At 45.8% G+C, this 16,410-nt stretch carries 21 protein-coding genes; 17 read left to right on the forward strand and 4 right to left on the reverse strand.

The window, feature by feature from the left end; translation table 11 throughout:
- The first annotated feature begins 16 nt into the window (after nt 1-16).
- From G441_RS0109025 to G441_RS0109075, 11 genes are all read left to right on the forward strand, one after another.
- A complete protein-coding gene (locus G441_RS0109025) occupies nt 17-403 on the forward strand; it encodes an ATP synthase subunit I (RefSeq protein ID WP_026376051.1) in 387 nt (128 codons plus the stop codon).
- Between the two features lie 65 nt (nt 404-468).
- Nucleotides 469-1,302, forward strand: coding sequence for a F0F1 ATP synthase subunit A (gene atpB, locus G441_RS0109030; RefSeq protein ID WP_026376052.1), 834 nt, complete (start codon nt 469-471; stop codon nt 1,300-1,302).
- 48 nt (nt 1,303-1,350) lie between these two features.
- On the forward strand, nt 1,351-1,572 hold the full coding sequence (gene atpE, locus G441_RS0109035) for a F0F1 ATP synthase subunit C (RefSeq protein ID WP_026376053.1): 222 nt from the start codon (nt 1,351-1,353) through the stop codon (nt 1,570-1,572).
- Nucleotides 1,573-1,618: 46 nt separating this feature from the next.
- Nucleotides 1,619-2,089, forward strand: coding sequence for a F0F1 ATP synthase subunit B (gene atpF / locus G441_RS0109040; RefSeq protein WP_026376054.1), 471 nt, complete (start codon nt 1,619-1,621; stop codon nt 2,087-2,089).
- A 14-nt stretch (nt 2,090-2,103) separates the two neighbouring features.
- Nucleotides 2,104-2,637 carry a F0F1 ATP synthase subunit delta gene (gene atpH / locus G441_RS0109045; protein WP_026376055.1) on the forward strand — a complete coding sequence of 178 codons (534 nt, stop codon included), beginning with the start codon at nt 2,104-2,106 and terminating at the stop codon, nt 2,635-2,637.
- 13 nt (nt 2,638-2,650) lie between these two features.
- Entirely contained in the window at nt 2,651-4,192 is a 1,542-nt protein-coding gene (atpA, locus tag G441_RS0109050; protein WP_026376056.1) for a F0F1 ATP synthase subunit alpha, read from the forward strand.
- A 55-nt stretch (nt 4,193-4,247) separates the two neighbouring features.
- Entirely contained in the window at nt 4,248-5,108 is an 861-nt protein-coding gene (gene atpG / locus G441_RS0109055) for a F0F1 ATP synthase subunit gamma (RefSeq protein WP_026376057.1), read from the forward strand.
- Nucleotides 5,109-5,140: 32 nt separating this feature from the next.
- Entirely contained in the window at nt 5,141-6,526 is a 1,386-nt protein-coding gene (gene atpD / locus G441_RS0109060; protein ID WP_026376058.1) for a F0F1 ATP synthase subunit beta, read from the forward strand.
- A gap of 82 nt (nt 6,527-6,608) precedes the next feature.
- Nucleotides 6,609-7,028, forward strand: coding sequence for a F0F1 ATP synthase subunit epsilon (locus G441_RS0109065; protein ID WP_026376059.1), 420 nt, complete (start codon nt 6,609-6,611; stop codon nt 7,026-7,028).
- A 110-nt stretch (nt 7,029-7,138) separates the two neighbouring features.
- Complete coding sequence (locus tag G441_RS0109070; RefSeq protein ID WP_156896328.1) at nt 7,139-7,597, forward strand: hypothetical protein; 459 nt, start codon at nt 7,139-7,141, stop codon at nt 7,595-7,597.
- Nucleotides 7,598-7,605: 8 nt separating this feature from the next.
- Nucleotides 7,606-8,109: a GNAT family N-acetyltransferase gene (locus G441_RS0109075; protein ID WP_026376061.1), complete on the forward strand. Its 504-nt coding sequence runs from the start codon at nt 7,606-7,608 to the stop codon at nt 8,107-8,109.
- 91 nt (nt 8,110-8,200) lie between these two features.
- Here the strand turns inward: G441_RS0109075 and G441_RS0109080 are convergent, their stop codons facing one another.
- Nucleotides 8,201-8,647, reverse strand: a complete 447-nt coding sequence (locus tag G441_RS0109080) for a hypothetical protein (RefSeq protein ID WP_026376062.1) — start codon at nt 8,645-8,647, stop codon at nt 8,201-8,203.
- Nucleotides 8,648-8,971: 324 nt separating this feature from the next.
- Nucleotides 8,972-10,045, reverse strand: coding sequence for an SMP-30/gluconolactonase/LRE family protein (locus tag G441_RS0109085; protein ID WP_026376063.1), 1,074 nt, complete (start codon nt 10,043-10,045; stop codon nt 8,972-8,974).
- A gap of 39 nt (nt 10,046-10,084) precedes the next feature.
- Between G441_RS0109085 and G441_RS0109090 the strand changes: the two genes are divergently transcribed.
- Both G441_RS0109090 and G441_RS18335 read left to right on the forward strand, forming a co-directional pair.
- A complete protein-coding gene (locus tag G441_RS0109090; RefSeq protein ID WP_026376064.1) occupies nt 10,085-10,483 on the forward strand; it encodes a hypothetical protein in 399 nt (132 codons plus the stop codon).
- Nucleotides 10,480-11,931 (forward strand): phospholipase D family protein, encoded by a 1,452-nt coding sequence (locus G441_RS18335; RefSeq protein ID WP_051275453.1) that lies wholly within the window; start codon nt 10,480-10,482, stop codon nt 11,929-11,931. The genes G441_RS0109090 and G441_RS18335 overlap by 4 nt, the downstream gene beginning before the upstream one ends.
- Here the strand turns inward: G441_RS18335 and G441_RS20065 are convergent.
- Complete coding sequence (locus G441_RS20065) at nt 11,912-12,496, reverse strand: tRNA-uridine aminocarboxypropyltransferase (RefSeq protein ID WP_084407327.1); 585 nt, start codon at nt 12,494-12,496, stop codon at nt 11,912-11,914. The two genes, G441_RS18335 and G441_RS20065, sit on opposite strands and share 20 nt — an antisense overlap.
- A gap of 40 nt (nt 12,497-12,536) precedes the next feature.
- Here G441_RS20065 and G441_RS0109100 point away from each other — a divergent pair, with 40 nt between their 5' ends.
- Both G441_RS0109100 and G441_RS0109105 read left to right on the forward strand, forming a co-directional pair.
- The gene (locus tag G441_RS0109100) at nt 12,537-12,878 is read left to right on the forward strand and encodes an MGMT family protein (protein WP_026376065.1); all 342 of its coding nucleotides are present in this window, start codon (nt 12,537-12,539) and stop codon (nt 12,876-12,878) included.
- A gap of 67 nt (nt 12,879-12,945) precedes the next feature.
- Entirely contained in the window at nt 12,946-14,163 is a 1,218-nt protein-coding gene (locus G441_RS0109105) for an HD-GYP domain-containing protein (RefSeq protein ID WP_276201942.1), read from the forward strand.
- A 2-nt stretch (nt 14,164-14,165) separates the two neighbouring features.
- Here G441_RS0109105 and G441_RS0109110 read toward each other — a convergent pair whose 3' ends face one another.
- On the reverse strand, nt 14,166-14,345 hold the full coding sequence (locus G441_RS0109110) for a hypothetical protein (RefSeq protein ID WP_026376067.1): 180 nt from the start codon (nt 14,343-14,345) through the stop codon (nt 14,166-14,168).
- Between the two features lie 203 nt (nt 14,346-14,548).
- Here G441_RS0109110 and G441_RS0109115 point away from each other — a divergent pair, with 203 nt between their 5' ends.
- Both G441_RS0109115 and G441_RS0109120 read left to right on the forward strand, forming a co-directional pair.
- Nucleotides 14,549-15,367: a DUF6671 family protein gene (locus G441_RS0109115; protein WP_026376068.1), complete on the forward strand. Its 819-nt coding sequence runs from the start codon at nt 14,549-14,551 to the stop codon at nt 15,365-15,367.
- A 30-nt stretch (nt 15,368-15,397) separates the two neighbouring features.
- Nucleotides 15,398-16,405, forward strand: coding sequence for an L-threonylcarbamoyladenylate synthase (locus G441_RS0109120; RefSeq protein WP_051275454.1), 1,008 nt, complete (start codon nt 15,398-15,400; stop codon nt 16,403-16,405).
- Nucleotides 16,406-16,410 lie beyond the last annotated feature (5 nt).

Genomic DNA, 16,410 nt, shown 5'->3' on the forward strand with positions numbered 1-16,410 from the left:
GCAGTAAAAAGACAAAGTGAAAAACGCGCTCGCTGAAAACGGTCGCATTTTGGCCAGGAAAGTCCTGCTTTGGCAGGCCGCTTTTGGTGTTCTGGGCACACTCGTTGTTGTGCTGACAGAAGGAACGGCAGTGACTGTTTCTGCAATCAGCGGTGTAATAATAAGCGTTTTTCCGAATCTGGTATTCGCGCATTTTGCTTTTCGATATGCTGGCGCCAGTCAAAACCAGATGGTCGCCAAAAGTTTTGGTCAAGGTGCAAAACTCAAACTGTTTTTGACAATAATTTTATTTGTTGTGGCTTTTAAAGGGTTAAACGTGCAGGCTATCCCGCTGTTTGTCACTTTCGCCATAACAACGGTGGCCCAATGGGCTGCTATGTTGCGATATCGCCATAAACACTAACGATAAAAAATAAGTTACGGCGGCAACGAAAAATGAATTCACACTTAAACAATTTGGGTTAATCAATGGCATCTGAATACACTACATCAGAATACATCAAGCACCACTTGACCAATGCCAGTATGTGTACCACCGAAAATGGTATCGCATTCAATAAGGCATGTGCCGACGCTGGTTTTTGGCAGTGGCACGTCGACACCCTGGCCTGGTCTATTGGTTTGGGCTTGCTTTTCTTATTTATTTTCAAACGCGTTGCGTCCAAAGCGACCACTGGCGTGCCTGGCAAAATGCAGGCATTCGTCGAGTTGGTTGTGGATTTCGTTAACGACAACGTGGTAAGCACTTTTCATGGTAAAAGCGCACTCATTGCGCCATTGGCATTAACCATCTTTGTGTGGGTATTGTTGATGAACCTGATGGATCTGGTGCCTGTAGATCTATTGCCGTCGATCGCTGGTTTGATTGGGCAATATGGTTTCGGTATGGACCCTCACGATGTCTACATGAAAGCAGTTCCAACCACTGACCTTAATCTCACATTCGCACTGGCATTGGGTGTGTTCGTACTGATCATCTTCTATTCGATCAAAATGAAAGGTATCGGTGGCTTCACTAAAGAGCTGACCATGCAACCTTTCGGTCATCCTATTTTTATTCCGGTCAACTTCATTCTGGAAACCGTAACATTGCTCGCACGCCCTCTTTCATTGGCATTGCGTTTGTTCGGGAACCTGTATGCCAGTGAGTTGATCTTTATTTTGATCGCGACAATCGGCTATTTCCAGCTGCCTCTGCACTTTGCATGGGCGGTATTCCATATTCTGGTGCTTCCGCTGCAGGCCTTCATATTTATGATGTTGACCATCGTATATCTGAGCTTGGCCAGTGAAGACCACTAGTTTGCTGTTTTTTTAATTTTAATTTAACTACATAAATCGGAGACGTAAATGTTATATATCGCTGTTGCTCTACTGATCGGTATGGGTGCCCTGGGTACTGCAATCGGTTTCGGTCTGCTGGGTGGTAAGTTCCTTGAATCAGCTGCTCGTCAGCCAGAACTGGCACCTCAACTGCAGGTTAAAATGTTCATCGTTGCGGGTCTGATCGACGCGATTGCAATGATCGGTGTTGGTATCGCTCTATACCTCCTGTTCGCTGTTGGTGCATAAGTCTGAACCTGTCATTTTAGCGAACATGTAACGAGGAGGAGCGGACGTGAATATTAACGCCACTCTAATTGGTCAATTTATCGCATTTGCTGTGTTTGTGTGGTTCTGCATGAAGTATGTATGGCCACCGCTTATGGCAGCGATTGAGGAACGTCAGAAGAAGATAGCCGATGGGCTGGCAGCTTCTGAGCGTGCTGAAAAAGACCTCGAACTGGCTCAGGCGAAAGCCACTGAGCAGTTGAAAGAAGCCAAAGCGCAAGCAGCTGAAATTATCGAGCAGGCCAAAAAGCGAGCCTCACAACTTGTTGATGAGGAAACGCAACGTGGTCACGCTGAGCGTGAGAAAATCATTGCTCAAGGTTATGCCGAAATTGACGCTGAACGTAATCGTGCCAAAGAAGAACTTCGCAAGCAGGTTGCAGCATTAGCTGTGACAGGTGCGGAGCGAATTCTGCAGCGTGAAATCAATGCCGAAGCACAAGCCGACATCGTTGAAAAACTTGTCGCGGAGCTATAAGGAGAGTTTGAGCAATGTCTGAATTGACAACAATCGCTCGACCTTATGCCAAAGCTGCCTTTGATTTCGCCGTTGAGAACAACACAGTTGCCAGTTGGCAGGAGATGTTGATATTTGCAGGTCAGGTTGCCAAGAACGAGACAGTGAAACAGTTGCTGTCTGGTGCATTGGCTGCCGAACATATGGCAGATATCTTCACCAAACTGTGTGGTGAACAACTCGACGATAAAGGCCAGAACCTGATTAAACTTCTGGCTGAAAATGGACGTTTGCAAGTATTGCCTGAGATTTCTGAATTGTTTGATGCAATGAAAGCAGAGTACGACAAACAGGTTGATGTTGATGTGACATCTGCCGTCGAACTCAGCGATGCGCAACAAAAAGAACTCAGTGCTTCACTGGAAAAACGTCTGGCACGAAAAGTTAAGCTGAATTGTAACGTGGATCCTGCATTGGTCGCCGGCGTCATTATTAAAGCCGGTGACATTGTGATTGATGGTTCCGTGAAATCTAAATTGAACCGTCTCGCAGACGCGTTGCAAGCATAACGGGGATATGAGCATGCAACTTAATTCCACTGAAATTGCAGAACTGATCAAAAAGCGAATTGAACAGTTTGAAGTAGTAAGTGAAGCTCGAAATGAAGGAACTATCGTTGGTGTAACCGACGGTATTATTCGTATACACGGCCTTGCTGACGTGATGCAAGGTGAGATGATTGAGCTTCCAGGTAATCGCTATGCTATCGCCCTGAACCTTGAAAGAGATTCTGTTGGTGCGGTAGTAATGGGTCCCTATGCGGACTTGCAAGAAGGCGTAAAAGTACAGTCTACTGGCCGTATTTTGGAAGTACCAGTTGGTCGTAATCTGCTTGGTCGTGTTGTTAACACACTGGGTGAGCCAATCGACGGAAAAGGTGCAATCGAAGCTGATGGTTATGAGCCAGTTGAAAAAATTGCACCTGGCGTTATCGAACGTCAGTCAGTCGACCAGCCAGTACAAACTGGTTATAAGTCTGTTGACTCCATGATCCCAATCGGTCGTGGTCAGCGTGAGCTTGTTATCGGTGACCGTCAGACTGGTAAAACTGCCTTAGCTGTTGATGCCATCATTAACCAGAAAGGTACAGGCATTAAATGCGTTTACGTTGCTATTGGTCAGAAAGCATCGACCATTGCAAACGTAGTACGCAAGCTAGAAGAACATGGTGCACTGGAGCACACCATCGTGGTTGCGGCATCTGCTTCTGAGTCTGCGGCATTGCAGTACTTGTCGGCATATTCTGGCTGTACCATGGGTGAATACTTCCGCGATCGCGGTGAAGACGCACTGATCGTATATGATGACCTGTCAAAACAGGCTGTTGCATACCGTCAAATTTCACTTCTTCTGCGTCGTCCTCCAGGTCGTGAAGCATATCCTGGTGACGTATTCTATCTTCACTCACGTCTGCTTGAACGTGCTGCTCGTGTTAATGCACAGTATGTTGAGAAGTACACTAATGGTGAAGTTAAAGGCCAAACCGGTTCACTGACCGCACTGCCTATCATTGAAACTCAGGCGGGTGACGTATCAGCATTCGTACCTACAAACGTAATTTCTATTACCGACGGTCAGATCTTCCTTGAGACTGACTTGTTCAACGCAGGTATTCGTCCTGCTGTGAACGCTGGTATTTCAGTTTCACGTGTAGGTGGTGCAGCACAGACCAAGATTGTTAAAAAGCTTGGTGGTGGTATTCGTCTGGCCCTTGCCCAGTATCGTGAATTGGCCGCGTTCTCACAGTTCGCATCTGACCTTGACGATGCAACACGTGAACAGCTTGAACACGGTGAGCGTGTTACCGAGCTGATGAAACAGAAGCAGTATGCACCGCTTTCTGTTGCTGACATGGCAGTTTCACTGTTTGCCGTTGAGAAAGCCTTCTTAAAAGACGTGGAACTTAACAAGATCCTCGACTTTGAATCAGCGTTACATTCTTACATGAATAGTGAACACGCTGAGCTAATGAAGACTATCAACGAAACTGGTAACTACAACGACGACATCGAAAACCAGCTGAAGAGCGCGATTGAGAAATTCAAATCGACGCAAACGTGGTAATCGCAGTGCTCTGTTCACAACAGAGCACAGTCGTTGAGTAATCGGAGAAATAGTCATGGCTAGCGGTAAAGAGATAAAAGGTAAGATTGGCAGTATTAAAAATACGCAAAAGATTACCAGCGCAATGGAAATGGTTGCTGCGTCTAAAATGAAAAAGGCGCAGGAACGTATGGCCTCTGGCCGTCCATATGCGGAAAACATGCTAAAAGTGATTGGTCACATTGCTCACGGAGACCTCGAATATCGCCATCCCTATCTGGAAGAGCGCGAGGTAAAACGTGTTGGATATATCGTCATTTCTACCGATCGCGGTCTGTGTGGCGGTTTGAATACTAATGAGTTCAAACTGGTCTCTCAGGACGTGAAGAAATGGCGTGACCAGGGTGTTGAAGTTGACTTCGCTGCTCTGGGTTCCAAGGCGTGTGGGTTTTTTAACCGATTCGGTGGTTCTGTGCTTGCCGCAGAATCAGGTATCGGTGATGCGCCGAGTGTGAGTGATGTCGTGGGCTTGGTTAGGGTCATGTTAGATGCCTATGATGAAGGCAAAATTGACCGACTGTATCTGGTGTATAACAACTTTGTGAATACCATGGCACAGCAGCCTGTGATCAATCAGTTATTACCTCTGCCTAAGTCCGACGATAAATCGTTGGAACACCGTTGGGATTACATTTACGAACCAGATCCAAAGCCAATTTTGGAAATGTTGATGGTGCGTTATATCGAATCCCAGGTCTATCAGGGTGTGGTTGAAAATGCTGCCTCAGAACAAGCAGCACGAATGGTGGCAATGAAAGCGGCTACCGATAATGCCGGCAACCTGATTGATGAATTGCAATTGGTGTACAACAAAGCCCGTCAGGCAGCAATTACGCAGGAAATTAGCGAAATTGTTGGTGGCGCTGCGGCGGTGTAGGCACAGGTTTATAGAGTTAATGAGGACAAATTATGAGTCAAGGTAAGGTCGTCCAGGTTATTGGCGCCGTCGTGGATATCGAATTTCCACAAGACAGCGTGCCAAAAGTCTATGACGCACTTAAAGTCACCGAAGGTGGCTTACAAGGTCTGACCCTTGAAGTGCAACAACAATTAGGTGGTGGTGTTGTTCGTGGCATCGCTCTGGGTTCTACAGATGGTCTGCGTCGCGGTCTGGTTGTAGAGAACACCAATAACCCAATTATGGTTCCAGTCGGTACAGCAACGCTGGGTCGCATCATGGATGTACTGGGTAATCCCATTGATGAAGCGGGCCCAATCGGTGAAGAAGAGAAAATGTCTATTCACCGTGAAGCACCTAGCTACGAAGAGCAGTCTTCTTCCGTTGAACTGCTCGAGACAGGTATCAAGGTTATCGACCTGGTATGTCCGTTCGCAAAAGGTGGTAAGGTTGGTCTGTTCGGTGGTGCCGGTGTAGGTAAAACCGTAAATATGATGGAGCTTATCCGTAACATCGCGATCGAGCACAGCGGTTACTCAGTATTCGCGGGTGTTGGTGAACGTACTCGTGAGGGTAACGACTTCTACCATGAGATGAACGATTCAAACGTTTTGGACAAAGTATCTCTGGTTTACGGTCAGATGAACGAGCCACCGGGTAACCGTTTGCGCGTCGCATTGACCGGTCTGACAATGGCTGAAAAGTTCCGTGATGAGGGCCGCGACGTTCTATTCTTCGTAGATAACATCTACCGTTATACACTTGCCGGTACTGAGGTATCAGCCCTGTTGGGTCGTATGCCATCAGCGGTAGGTTATCAGCCAACGCTGGCTGAAGAAATGGGTGTTCTGCAGGAACGTATCACGTCTACCAAAACGGGTTCAATTACCTCTATCCAAGCGGTATATGTACCTGCCGATGACTTGACTGATCCGTCGCCAGCAACAACATTCGCTCACTTGGATGCGACAGTTGTACTGTCACGTGATATCGCCGCACTGGGTATCTATCCTGCTGTTGACCCTTTGGATTCAACATCACGTCAGTTGGACCCATTGGTAATTGGTCAGGAACACTACGATGTAGCACGTGGCGTACAATCTGTACTGCAGCGCTATAAAGAACTGAAAGACATTATTGCCATCTTGGGTATGGACGAACTGTCTGAAGAAGATAAACAGGTTGTATCACGCGCTCGTAAAATTCAGCGCTTCCTGTCACAACCTTTCTTCGTTGCAGAAGTCTTTACTGGTTCACCTGGTAAATACGTTCCGCTAAAAGACACCATCAGTGGATTTAAGGGCATTTTGGCTGGTGATTATGACCACTTGCCAGAACAGGCCTTCTACATGGTTGGTTCTATCGAAGAAGCGGTAGAGAAAGGCAAAAAGAAGTAATGTGAATGGGCTGTAGATTTATCCGCAGCCCTTTTAAGCACATTATTTAAGCCATACTCGTTAACCATTTAGGAGGTGCCCCATGGCAGCAATGACAGTACATCTGGATGTAGTCAGCGCAGAAGAGCAAATATTCTCTGGTCGCGTTGAGACCATTCAGGTGACAGGCAGTGAAGGTGAACTAGGTATTCATCCTGGTCACGCACCACTGATCACTGCGCTTAAGCCTGGCATGGTGCGGTTAGTGAAACAGCACGGACACGAAGAAATGATATACATTGCAGGCGGTGTACTTGAAGTACAACCGGGCAATGTTACCGTGTTGGCTGACGTAGCGGTTCGCGCAGAAGATCTGGACGAATCAGCAGCGGAAGAAGCCAAGCGTCGTGCTGAAGAACATATTGCAAACCCAGGCACTGACTTTGATTATGCTGAAGCAGCAGTCGAATTGGCTGAAGCAATTGCGCAGTTAAGATTGATTCAAAAATTGCGTAAGAAGTAATCAAACGTTCCATGTGAAACCCGGCACTCAGCCGGGTTTTTTATTTACAAACATCAGTGATGTTTGGAAAATTAACAATGTTTAATAACATATCAAGAATGACGTTTACTATGATCAGACATGTTGTTTTATCGACAGCGATAGCGCTCTATTCTTCAAGCGCGCTAGCGCAATTACAACTCCCGCCAGAAGATAAAAGTATTGAAGCTATTGGATTTGAATGTGCCGATAATGCACGCACTGCCATACCGCTGCTTGGAAGAGGGGATAATTTTCCAGCCTTCCTATTACAAGATGTTGAGCGCGAGTTAAAGCGTCAACATGCCAGTTCGGAATTGATAAAAGCAGAATGTACTGCTCAGTCAGAGGTTCATGCTCATACTCTTGAACTCGACGATGGAAGTCAGGTCTTGTCAAAACTACAGGTAATCTTCCCTATGGCGATAGAAGTCCAAGCGGGAAAAAATAGGCGTACTATCAGACTCAACATTAGGCAGGAATATACCGCTGAGAATTTGGAGACAGAAAAAAATCGTAAAGTAACGCAAAAATTTGTCGTTCTAAAGTAGCGAAAAAATTGCACTTAGTTTTCCCTTCAGAAAAATATAAGCGCTCCTACACGTATTATATTGAAGAGCTAGGCGATGAGGAGCGCTATCCCTTTCCTCTGGACTTTGACCACACTGATTTTCAAGCAATGCTGAAACGCAATCGCGATTTTTATAACGGCATTAATCTACCTGCTGGTTACGCTCCCTCATCAACATACTGGCTTATTGATGGTGAAGACATTGTTGGTGTGTCTAACCTCCGTCATTATCTAAACGAACAACTGGTTGAGGCTGGAGGACATATTGGGTTAGGAGTTCGTCCTTCAAGACGGCAATCCGGGGTTGGCAAAACCTTATTAATGCTGACATTAGAACAGGCAAGACAAAAAAATATACACATCGTGCATATTCACTGCTATGCGGACAATCGAGCATCAGCGTCACTAATTAGAGCCTGTGGTGGAGAATTGGAGTCTATCGTAGTGAGTGACAAAAGAAAGATAGCGCGCTTTATCATTAATCAAACATAAAAACGGCGCCATATGGCGCCGTTTCTCAACATGGTAATTATTCAACACGGTTTTATAAATGTTTCAACATGGTAAGCAGAAACGCTCTTTCTTAGCCGTTGAAAGAACCGTTGAACTGCTTAGCGAAATTCACCAGGCTTTCACCATTACATGATACTTTGTCAGCATCGATGCGGCCGTCAAGACGGTTTCTAACCGCTTTGAATGCCTGGTTTGAAGTAGCAGCAGCGATGCAAAGCTGGCCTTCCAAAGAATTATTAGCATTTTCGAATGCAATAACGTTAACTGTCTCGTTGCTATCAGTCGCGCGGTACTGCTTCACGAAGTCATTCAGAGACTGGTCATTACAAGAAATGCGGTCCAGTTCAAAACGGCTAATGTTCAGCGCTTTTGCTTTGTTGATCAGTTGCTCATTTGACTCAACAGCAGCGATACAAAGTTGGCTAAGTGGTGAGCCGTCCTGATTTACAAATTCAACAGCCTGTGCAGAAGTAGCAACGATGGTAACAACAGCGGCAGTAAGTAAAGATTTAAACATGGTTTTTTCCTCAAAAGTAAATGTGTAAGAAGCGTGCTAATCAAAACTGGCGCCATTGTAGAGTTTCTGAACACCTCAACAATTTAGTTTTGTTTCATGGTTTACATTAGTAAAAGTAATGAATTGGTAGAAAATGCCTGATTAAAAATCGCGCAAGCCGTAATTTTCATGGGTTTGCGGTTCTGGTCAGATGTCTTTGAAAAACAGTGAAAAAATCGATTACCCGTATTGATTTATATACTTATTAATACCGTTACATACTTAAAAATGGCTAAAAATACATCTTTCATCCAGATTTATTGATAATTGAACGATAAAAATAGGTTATTGAAAATCTAAAATGCCAAATGACGTGGAGGTCAGACTGCTTATATAAAGGCGATCTTGTATACGGATCGCTCCCGTTGTCATGGGTAGTTTTCCTTGAGGGTCTTGCAGACTCGCCAGGACTTGTCCTGTTTCGTCTAGGTGTACGATATGGCCGTAATGCTTTGCTGCCGGGCGCATAAACTCAGGAAGACGTTGTACTATTTTGCGTAAAAATGGATAAGGCGCCAGAGCATCAACAGCGGTAGAACGCGGAGAAGCAAGTCCGAGCCAATAACCGCGTGTCTCATCACGCGCAATGTTGTCAGGAAATCCTGGTAAATTATCGATTACCACGTCGACCTGACCTTGCCGTTTGCCTGATAACCAATAACGTAATACACGATATGCCCCCGTTTCATTGATCAGTACGCTTTTCTGATCGTGAGATACAGCAATGCCATTCGCGAAGTTAAGATTATCGACAAGTAGTGTGAGTTGTTGTGTTGACGGTGAATAACGATATACCCTTCCGTGTCCACCATGCTCCATCAAATCTTCCAGGCTGGCCTCCAACGCGCCTGATGCATTTCTAGGTGAAAATTTACTGCTCGCATCACTGAAATAGATATTGCCTGCACTATCTAGGTCAACATCATCCACATAGCCCAGCAGATTATTATCAAAGCTCGTGGCCAGTACTGTCAGATTATTTTCCGCATCAAGGCGTAGCAGGCCCCGCTCAGCGTCAGCAATGACGAGTGCGCCTGTCTGATCGAATTCAATGCCTAGTGGTCTGCCTTGGGTAGTAGCAAGTAGTGACAAAGATTCCGTTTTTGGGTCGAAAGACAGAATGTCACCGCTGTGAGTAGAGATTGCAATGCGACCCTCACTATTGACGGCGAAATCTTCCGGGCCGGTGTTTCCTTTAAGATCTATCAGCGACATATTCGCTAATGTGTTGTTGCTAGCAAACTGTCCGGTAAAACCTTCATCTTCCGGTGCATGCCATGCGACCGGATCAATCGCCACGGGCCAAAAAAGTAGATAGCTAAGGATGATAATCAGGAGTCCACTTATGCCAGACTTCATTTTCTTTAACTCAATTTAAATCTGCTAACATCAGAATACGTGAGTTATGCGGTAAACAATAGTGGTCGTTATATGGGTTATCTGATTTTGCGCCGAGCGCTTATCATTGCACTTGTTATCGAACTGATTACGGTACTGTTCCGTTTTGGATTTGATTTGCAATCAACCCGTGATACCGGTGTCATTATGGCGCCGATCACCTTTGGTTTGCGCATTCATCACGGCTATATCGGTGTCGTTCTCGTTGCTGTAGCGATAATATTCTTTCGAGTGAAGCCACGTGTGTATTTGTGGTTGGTTTCTTTAGGGTTGGGCCTTTTTATCAGTGATATGGTGCACCATTTTCTCGTGTTATACCTAACCACAGGTAATCCGCAGTTCGATACTGTCTACCCCAGCTATAGTGTCATCCACTGTGAATCAAAGGCTGTTGCATGACGATATTAAACCCGCTGGCTTCCGGTACCTTTTCAGCCAACCTAATTGAAAATCTCACTGCTGATGTTAACTCAGTGGATAAAAAACTGAGTGGAGTGATGCCACTTTCAACTGAGCTAGATGCGTTCTTAGCACGTTTAGCGCTGATTGACTCGGCCAAGGAAAGTATCGACCTGCAATATTATATTTATCACGGCGATCTTACCGGTCACGCGTTAACCTGGGCACTGGTAAATGCTGCAAAACGCGGTGTCAAAGTCAGGCTTCTGCTTGATGATATGAATACGAGTCGTAACGACGAGGGTATGAGCGCACTCGATCAGCATATCAATATCGAAGTGCGCTTGTTCAATCCCTTTGCCTTTCGTTATTTCCGGGGCCTGCAGCTAATGCACGATTTTCGTCGAATCAATCGCCGCATGCACAATAAGTCGATGACGGTGGATGGCAAGGTGACGGTCGTAGGCGGTCGCAATATTGGCGATGAGTATTTTGGCGCGAATGAAACATTGAGCTTCGGTGATTTTGATTTACTCACAGTAGGAAATGTAGTTGCAGTCGTTCAGCATCAATTTGACATCTACTGGGACTCAGACCAGGTGTATCCAGTAAGCACATTTATAAAGCATAACTTTTCCATTCAACAACTGAATCAAAATCAAATGAAACTGCGCGACGCCTACATGCAACTGATGGAGTCAAATTATTCATTTAACATGGCAGGCGCGTCTATTCTGCAAACATTTTCTTTACCTTCGCCTCCCTTTTATTGGGCCCAGTCTTACGTGATGTACGACGCCCCGAAAAAGATCAGGTCTTTCGACACTGCGCCTGATGAGTTCATGATCAATGCCTTATTCCCGTATTTAAAAAATATTGAACGCTCACTTGTACTGGTATCACCCTATTTTGTGCCAGGCAAAGTGGGTGCCGACTACTTGTTGTCATTAGTAAAAAAAGGCATTGAGGTTACTGTCATCACTAATTCTCTCGCAGCAACCGACGTTGTTGCTGTGCACGGTGGTTACAGAAGGTACCGCAGACGTTTAGTTAAAGGGGGCATATCGTTATTTGAAGTTAAAGTTAATACAGACAATAAACCAAGTCATTGGAAGGGTTTGCGAAGGGCGACATTGCATGCAAAAACATTTTGCGCCGACCAACGATATATTTTTGTTGGTTCCTTTAACCTTGATCCACGTTCAGCTCACCTTAATACCGAGCTCGGTATTCTGGTTGATTCAGAAGCGCTGGCTAATGACGTAGTGGGTAACATGCACGATAGTTTGAAACGCAATTCATATCGTCTCGCGTTAAATGCCGCACAGCATATTATCTGGCATGACGATCTGTATAACACCTCGACAACAACAGAGCCTGACACGTCATTATGGAGACGTATTGGCGCTGTAATTATGGGCTGGTTACCTATTGAACGTCATTTGTAGCGTAGCGCTGTGTCCTTTGCTGCATGACAGAAAACAGATTCAGCAGCGGTGAAGTGTCCACGCTATATCCTTTTTTGAGGACGTGAGAGACTGCCTCGAGGGTAGATAATGAAGAGGAAAATGACGATTTTCTGATGTGATAACGTGAAGAGTACGCGGGTGATAAATGCCATTGAGGTATAGTGTGAAGAACGGGGTTACTATGCCAAAGCTTCTTTGCTTTACGCCACGTAGCATCAATGAACAGCAAATGGCTGGGTCGATTCTTCATAAACCGTTGATGATTAGCATCAAAGTCAACACTCTGTGCGGTGGGGAAAAATAATGCAGGACGCCCTATCGTGCATAGCTCGGTGAGCTTGTCATCAAATGTAGACGCTGCCCGGTTCACCTGAATATTGTAAAGTCCAAGCTGTAACAAGCGACAAGTGTTTTTCGCATGGCGAGCTTCATGCGGATGTTGAATAATGGCAATTGGCACTGGTGAATAAAGTGGTATTACGGCGTCACAAACACAGGTGCTATAGGGATAATGACAGGTTTTGCAGTAGAGTCTCGACACCATTGTTGTTGTTTACGGTTGATAATGCGTTGAAGTGTAAAAGATGAGCTCGCCTTCTCACAAACGAATCTGGAAAGTTGTCTCGTTAATACCTCAGGGCAAGGTTGCCAGTTATGGACAAATTGCCGATCTGGCGGGATTACCTGGGCGGGCCAGGATGGTGTCTAAAGCATTAAAATGTACACCGGAAGAACTAGCAATTCCATGGCACAGAGTGCTTCGTGCAGATGGCAAAATTGCGTTTCCTGTCGGTCATGAATTTGGCTTACAGCAGCAACAATTATTACGTGAGGAGGGCTTACAGGTTGACCGTTTACGCGTTAATTTGAGTGCCTGTCAGTGGCAACCCGACCTACCTACTCTTTTATTTGCGCTAGATTACTGATCTCACTTGCTGGCGCCCGTTGTTTTGGTATAACGTTGTTCTTCTGACACTTTTGGAATGCAGCACGTTGTCAGACGAGCAACTGAAAAAAATATCTCTGGACGAATTGAAGCCCGGTATGTATGTGCACAGCATCGCCGAGCAGCGCGGTAATATTCAAATTACCAGCAGAGGAAAAGTCACCAGCAGCAAGGTTATCGCACAGATGCGTAAAAAAGGCATTGTGGCGGTAGTAATTGACCCTTCTAAGGCTTTCACGCCTGAGCCCGAGGAAAGCACGCTAGCTGAAGCTGCAGTGCCACAACAAGACGTAAGTAAACCTGCCTCGGGTAGCGCTAACGTTGCATTTGAAGACGAACTGCGCCGCGCAACCGTATTGCATGGTAAAGGTAAGTCACTGCAAAAACGGATTCTTAAGTCCTTATCAAAAGGACTGCCAATTGATATCTCCGTGCCGAAAGAATTCACCAAACAGCTGGTGGGATCGATAGACAGGAACCCGAATGCACTAATGTGCATGACACAGATTCGCGAGAAAGACTCCTATCTATTTGAACATTCGTTAAATGTCGCCGTGTTACTGGCCAATTTCGGTCGCCACTTAGGGATGCAACAAAGCGAAATTCTGGAGCTTGCCTACGCGGGCTTCCTACATGATATTGGCAAAATTAAAATTCCGGATGAGATTCTGCATAAGCCTGGTCGGTTGACCGAGGAAGAAATGGACGTGATGCGCAAACATGTTGAATTCGGCCTGGATGCACTGCGCGAAATGGGTATACCGGAACACATCATCAAAACCGTTGGAGAACATCACGAGCGATTGGACGGTTTGGGCTATCCATTGGGTGCTAAAGAGCAGGACATCACAACCTGGGGCAGGATGATTGCCATCGTTGATACCTACGATGCGATCACGGCAGACCGCTGTTATAAACCGGGTATGCCTTCTCAACGTGCATTGCAAATACTAATGAAAGACGCACCGGTTAAGTACGACAAAACACTGGTCGAACAGTTTGTGCGGTGTGTTGGTATCTACCCGGTTGGGACGCTGGTTAAACTCAATAATGACAGGCTTGCAATGGTTGTAGAACAGCGCGCTGATATGCCGCTCAAACCAAAGGTAAAAGCGTTCTACTCAACCAAAAACAACCATTATATTGCGCCAACAGATATCGATTTGGCGCAAACCGCTGGCAACATAAAAATTGAAAGCGCAGTAAAATCTTCAGACTACAAAATAGACTTCAATCGCTATTTTGAAGAAAAAATATCAATTTAAGATCACTGCTTTACCGTTTCGATAATCATCAACAACTGATCTTCGGTCACATCCGACGGACACACGCCGCGCTGAATTAAGGTTTTGCGGACACTTGTCACATCATCTCTTGCGCAGCTAGGTGCGTGTTTGCGGATAAACCGCGCGAGATCATGTTGTAATTTACGAGTCAGGCAACTCATCTTTCACCTCCAACTACTTAAAAAAGGTGGCTGTATAATTTATATCGACACCAGAGATAAAAGCATAATTCGCACCATCAATTTTATTTATATATAAATCAATATGTTATGAATTTTTGTATCATTATGATCGCTGAAAGTGTAAAAAATGCAGACAATTATTCGTCAAACTGGCCATTCATATTGTGAGGAGAAGTAAAGCGGTGCAGGAATATGTTGCGGCATTGCTGACTAAGCACGGTAAGCAAGAGCAGTTACTGCCTGTGTTTGAAGATATCGGCTGGCGGCTTATTCACACCGACGCGTTTGATACCGATAGCCTGGGGACATTTGGCGGTGAGGTCGAGCGACAACTGAAGCCTTTGGACTGCGCAGTAAAAAAAGCGCAGATTGCTGCTCAATTGACTGGTGCGCCTTATGGTATCGGCAGTGAGGGTTCATTTTTCCCGTCACCTTATGGTTTCGGTACGGTCAATCTTGAAATAATCGCTTGTGTAGACAACGGTGGAGCGCTGGTGGCAGCAGGAGCTCATGAAGCGCCATTTGCAGCTTACACAGTTACGTTGTCATCAATACGTGACCCGCAACTTAATGGATACCTGGAACAACTTCCCGATAATCAGGCAACGATGGTATTGAGTAATAAGGTTGCCATTGCTAAAGGCTTGGCAAATAGAAAATCTATAGAGGAATGTCTGCGAAACCTATCTTCTTCGCAATGGAATCAGGGGATTGAGCTTAGCTATGACCTAAGGGCTCACTATTGTCCAGATCGACGCCAACATATTCGCCTCGCCGCACAAAATTTATGCGCTAAGCTGCAAAGTCATTGTCCGCAATGCGACCGCTTAGGCTTTTGGCCTGAAACGACTGTATCAGGTTTGCCGTGTGAGTGGTGTCACCAGCCAACGAATTTGGTTAAAATGCGAATAGCAGCGTGCAGGCAGTGTAGTTTTGAGCAGAAAATGCCTGTGGAAGCGCAGTTTGCGTCACCTCAATACTGCGAATTTTGTAATCCCTGACGAATAGTAAACTGGCAGCGATATTATCCTTTGAATACGATCTTGCTTGATGGTGCCGATGATAGGCAACTGAAAAAGGCGGCTGAGCTGTTGCATAATGGCAAGCTCGTCGCTATCCCGACTGAGACCGTCTACGGGCTTGCCGCCGACGCTTTTAATGATGATGCGGTTGCGGCAATTTTTGCAGCCAAAGGGCGGCCAGCTGATCACCCATTGATTGTTCACATAGGACGTATAGAACAGCTCAATCAACTGGCACGGGATATTCCACCGCCAGCCGTTGAATTGGCCAAGTATTTTTGGCCCGGACCTTTGACACTGCTGCTGAATAAATCGCAACACGTTCCGGATGTGGTAACCGGAGGCCTGGCAACCGTCGGCGTAAGGATGCCAAAACATGACGTTACTCAGGCGCTGCTCGCTGAAAACGATCTGATGGTTGCCGCACCCTCAGCAAATCCATATAAACGCCTGAGTCCAACCAGTGCCGAGCAAGTGCTGCACGGTTTGAACGGTAAAATCGATGCGGTATTGGACGGTGGTATGTGCCATATCGGGTTGGAATCCACCATTGTTGATTTAACCGCATTTAATGAGACTGGCGATATCAGCATTAGGCGTTCAGGGCATATTACTGCAGAGCAGATAAGTCAGGTGATAGGTTTACCGGTAAATGCCTGGCAACCCCATGAACTAAAGGTGGCAGGTAATGTAAGCGCGCACTATCAGCCCGGTCCTCCTTTATATCTTAAGAGTACAAATGAGATAGCCACAAAATTAAGGACTCTGCATGACAACATCCCAGGTGTTGTTTCATATTCAGATGAACTTAGCCCGATTCTCAAAGCACTCCCCCCTACCCGATGGATTGCGTTACCGAAGGATAAAGCGGGTTTTGCCAGAGCACTGTATGCAGCGTTGTATCAGCTTGATAGACAGTGTGTTCCTGAAATCTGGCTTGAAACGCCACCAGATACATTGCAATGGCAAGACGTAAATGACCGTCTTAGTCGTGCAGCAACAGAGGCTGGCACTTAATACTG

The organism is Aestuariibacter salexigens DSM 15300 (assembly GCF_000429145.1).
Classification (GTDB): Bacteria; Pseudomonadota; Gammaproteobacteria; order Enterobacterales; family Alteromonadaceae; genus Aestuariibacter; species Aestuariibacter salexigens.

Coding starts and splice junctions, on each gene's coding strand:
- G441_RS0109065 (WP_026376059.1), top strand. CDS start 6,609: ATGGCAGCAATGACAGTACATCTGGATGTAGTCAGCGCAGAAGAGCAA.
- atpG (WP_026376057.1), top strand. CDS start 4,248: ATGGCTAGCGGTAAAGAGATAAAAGGTAAGATTGGCAGTATTAAAAAT.
- atpD (WP_026376058.1), top strand. CDS start 5,141: ATGAGTCAAGGTAAGGTCGTCCAGGTTATTGGCGCCGTCGTGGATATC.
- G441_RS0109110 (WP_026376067.1), bottom strand. CDS start 14,345: ATGAGTTGCCTGACTCGTAAATTACAACATGATCTCGCGCGGTTTATC.
- G441_RS0109085 (WP_026376063.1), bottom strand. CDS start 10,045: ATGAAGTCTGGCATAAGTGGACTCCTGATTATCATCCTTAGCTATCTA.
- G441_RS0109070 (WP_156896328.1), top strand. CDS start 7,139: ATGATCAGACATGTTGTTTTATCGACAGCGATAGCGCTCTATTCTTCA.
- atpH (WP_026376055.1), top strand. CDS start 2,104: ATGTCTGAATTGACAACAATCGCTCGACCTTATGCCAAAGCTGCCTTT.
- G441_RS0109080 (WP_026376062.1), bottom strand. CDS start 8,647: ATGTTTAAATCTTTACTTACTGCCGCTGTTGTTACCATCGTTGCTACT.
- G441_RS0109100 (WP_026376065.1), top strand. CDS start 12,537: ATGAGCTCGCCTTCTCACAAACGAATCTGGAAAGTTGTCTCGTTAATA.
- atpE (WP_026376053.1), top strand. CDS start 1,351: ATGTTATATATCGCTGTTGCTCTACTGATCGGTATGGGTGCCCTGGGT.
- G441_RS18335 (WP_051275453.1), top strand. CDS start 10,480: ATGACGATATTAAACCCGCTGGCTTCCGGTACCTTTTCAGCCAACCTA.
- atpB (WP_026376052.1), top strand. CDS start 469: ATGGCATCTGAATACACTACATCAGAATACATCAAGCACCACTTGACC.
- G441_RS20065 (WP_084407327.1), bottom strand. CDS start 12,496: ATGGTGTCGAGACTCTACTGCAAAACCTGTCATTATCCCTATAGCACC.
- atpA (WP_026376056.1), top strand. CDS start 2,651: ATGCAACTTAATTCCACTGAAATTGCAGAACTGATCAAAAAGCGAATT.